At 44.5% G+C, this 1,887-nt stretch carries 2 protein-coding genes; both read left to right on the top strand.

Annotated elements, in window-relative coordinates:
* The first annotated feature begins 321 nt into the window (after positions 1-321).
* On the top strand, positions 322-1,380 hold the full coding sequence (locus ACFWXO_RS45430) for a hypothetical protein (RefSeq protein ID WP_376642743.1): 1,059 nt from the start codon (positions 322-324) through the stop codon (positions 1,378-1,380).
* Between the two features lie 59 nt (positions 1,381-1,439).
* On the top strand, positions 1,440-1,688 hold the full coding sequence (locus ACFWXO_RS45425; RefSeq protein WP_080467411.1) for a hypothetical protein: 249 nt from the start codon (positions 1,440-1,442) through the stop codon (positions 1,686-1,688).
* Positions 1,689-1,887: the final 199 nt, after the last annotated feature.

The following is a 1,887-nucleotide window of genomic DNA, read 5'->3' as shown; positions in this document are numbered from 1 at the left end:
CTTTAAAGGAGGTGATGACTTGGAGACACGAAAATTTGCAGGTGTCGGGCTGAAGAACATGATTGTCATTGCGCTATTCACAATGATGGTCATTGTCGTAACAAAGGTTATTGTCACGAAGCATCCGGTTAACGGTGTGACGCAATTAGTAAACGCAGTATAAGGAGGAAAAAAGCATGAAGGTTAAATGGTTAGTTCATACGTTCATTACTGTATTTATCACGATGGTTTTCATGTGGATTATTAAGAAAGCTTCAGCAAAATATCATATCCCGGTTGTATCTACAATCGCGGCAGAAGTCTAAGGAGGAATTTTAATTTATGGCAACTCAACAGCAACTATCAGCACAGGCAAAGGCTCAACTATTCTCGCAGGCTACCCGCCAAACATGGCAGATGATGGGTACACAGACAGTGACAGAGGACGCACAAACGGTATCATTCAACCTACCGAAAGTACGCCTGCTATCACAAATTTTAGTTGAATTTGACGCGACTGTCTCTCTCAAATCGCAGAACGCGGCAATTCCAACTAAACCATTTTCACCATACCAGATTATCAGAAATATTGCACTGGAATTAAACAGTGGATTCCGTCCTTTTGTTGTGTCAGGCGAAGCCCTTCACCTATACAGCTTAAACCGATTGAATCCAGACGTTCTATTACCTGCATCAAGTCCGCGGGCGTTATCTTACATTGAAACAGCCGCGAGCACGTCAGGTAAAGACGCGCGTATTAAATTCCAAGTCGCGCTGCCATTAACTTTAAACCAACGTGACCCGGTCGGTCTTATCTTGCTACAAAACGAGGAGACAACCGTTTCCCTTCAGATTGATACAGCACGCGCGCAAGACGCGTATCAGTTGGCTACTGGAGACACCGTTACACTGAAGCAATTGAAAATCACGCCGACAATTGAAACGTTCTCCGTCCCTTCTGTACCACAAGCTATGCCGGATATTTCTGTCCTGAAGCTTGTAAACGAAAAAGGCGAACAGTTCACCGGGAACGGTCAAAATATCGTGAAGCTTCAGACAGGGACGATCTACCGTAAACTCATGTTTTACTTTACGGATGAGTCAGGCAACCCGCTGAAGGACAGCGACTTTGCGGGCAACTTGGAATTGGTATTTAACCAAGCCGACATCCCTTACAGCATTAAGCCGTCAGCACTTGCAGCCCGAAATCATTCGGACTTGGGTTATGTCTTACCGGATGGGGTTTATGTGTTTGACTTCTCTAACCAAGGCTTGCCAAACCTCGGCGGCTCTCGTGACTATATTGACACCGAACGTCTTACAGAGTTTTGGATTCGCTTCAATACTCAAAAAGGCGGGCGCGTGAAAATCGTTGCTGAAAAGCTTTCACGCTTGCATTAATACACGCGGGAGGGCTTTTCCCTCCTTTTCTTATTTGACTACTACGAAGGAGGATTTATATGAACGCACCATCACAAATGGGTCTAGGTGAAATGTTCTACCATGCCGCAGACTTATATCCAAACATGGGGTTTATGAGTACCCGAACGTCTACAGTTCCCGAAGCTGAAGATCAAATGTCTCTTGTCGATGATGAGGACACAGCAAAAGAGCATGACGTAAAGCAAGACCCTATTACATCAAAACAAATCTTGCTGGGGTTCGGCATTGTGTTCCTTGTCGTATTCCTATTCTCGGCAAGGGTGTAGGGGGTGTGACTTGTGGAGCAAATCTATTCAATCCTATTAAATAACGGAGCCATGGGCGTAATGCTCGCGTGGTTCATGTTCAAACAATCAAAGGATAACGAACAGACACTGTAAATTCTAACCGATCTGAAAATGGTTATTTCAAAAATCGGGGGTGCGTCAAGCAATGACTAAAATTCTTGTTCTCACCGTTATTATC

This window comes from Kitasatospora sp. NPDC059088 (assembly GCF_042738155.1).
In the GTDB taxonomy this organism is placed as follows: Bacteria; Actinomycetota; Actinomycetes; order Streptomycetales; family Streptomycetaceae; genus Kitasatospora.
Note: the sequence above shows the minus strand (reverse complement) of the source record. Positions and strands in the feature narration are given on the sequence as shown.

What these genes read in the sequence shown, in the direction of transcription:
- ACFWXO_RS45430 (WP_376642743.1), top strand. Translation starts at nt 322, where the DNA reads ATGGCAACTCAACAGCAACTATCAGCACAGGCAAAGGCTCAACTATTC.
- ACFWXO_RS45425 (WP_080467411.1), top strand. Translation starts at nt 1,440, where the DNA reads ATGAACGCACCATCACAAATGGGTCTAGGTGAAATGTTCTACCATGCC.